The sequence below is a fragment of the Vibrio sp. 1249-1 genome, assembly GCF_033340495.1.
The window spans coordinates 1-819 of sequence record NZ_JAWOWJ010000357.1; the positions used below are offsets into that span (position 1 = coordinate 1).

Genomic DNA, 819 nt, shown 5'->3' on the forward strand with positions numbered 1-819 from the left:
TTCAGGAGCTTCTAATCTACCAGCTCTCCAAGCTTTCGCCATCGTACTGCCTTCCACAATATGCAGGCCATGTAACTTGATGCCATCAGTGCCCACGGCCAACACTTTTTGCAGCGTTTCAATATTATCGTCGCGGGTTTCTTTCGGTAATCCAACAATCAAATGAGTACAAACTTTGATCCCTAAGGCTCGAGCTCGCTGAGTGATCTCCGCATAACATTCAAAATCATGTCCGCGGTTGATGCGTTTGAGCGTATCGTTATTTGCAGTTTGAAGACCTAGCTCGAGCCAAATTTCATAACCTTGGTTTACATAATCTGACAGCAAATCCAATACCGAGTCAGGCACACAGTCTGGGCGAGTTCCCACACACAAACCCACAATATCAGCAGCTTTAAGTGCTTCTTCATACATATTTTTCAGTACTTGTACTTCTGCATAGGTACTGGTGTACGCCTGAAAATAAGCCAGATACTTCTTCGCTCGATGGATCTCTCCAGCACGATCTTTCAATTGATCGTGGATGCTTTTGATCTGCACTTCTTCGTCAGCAAACGAAGCCACATTACAAAATGTACAACCACCTCGGCCAATCGTGCCGTCGCGGTTTGGGCAACTAAAGCCACCATGTAAAGTCAGCTTATGGACTTTTTCGCCGTAACGACGCTGAAGATCTTGGCCTAGTGTATTGACCAACTCATGTAACTGCATAGATTCTCACCAATAGTAAACCGTAATAAATCTCACTACGATTTATGTAACTAAATTACATCCCTGCAAGAAAAAACAAACAATATTACTCAATTCAAACAACGCCCA

1 protein-coding gene is annotated in these 819 nt (G+C 43.6%); it reads right to left on the bottom strand.

All coding sequences use genetic code 11. From position 1 onward, the window contains the following. The coding region (locus R7Z50_RS26345) for a TIGR01212 family radical SAM protein (protein ID WP_318149594.1) at nt 1–711 on the bottom strand (711 nt) is incomplete at its 3' end. Between the last annotated feature and the right edge of the window lie 108 nt (nt 712–819).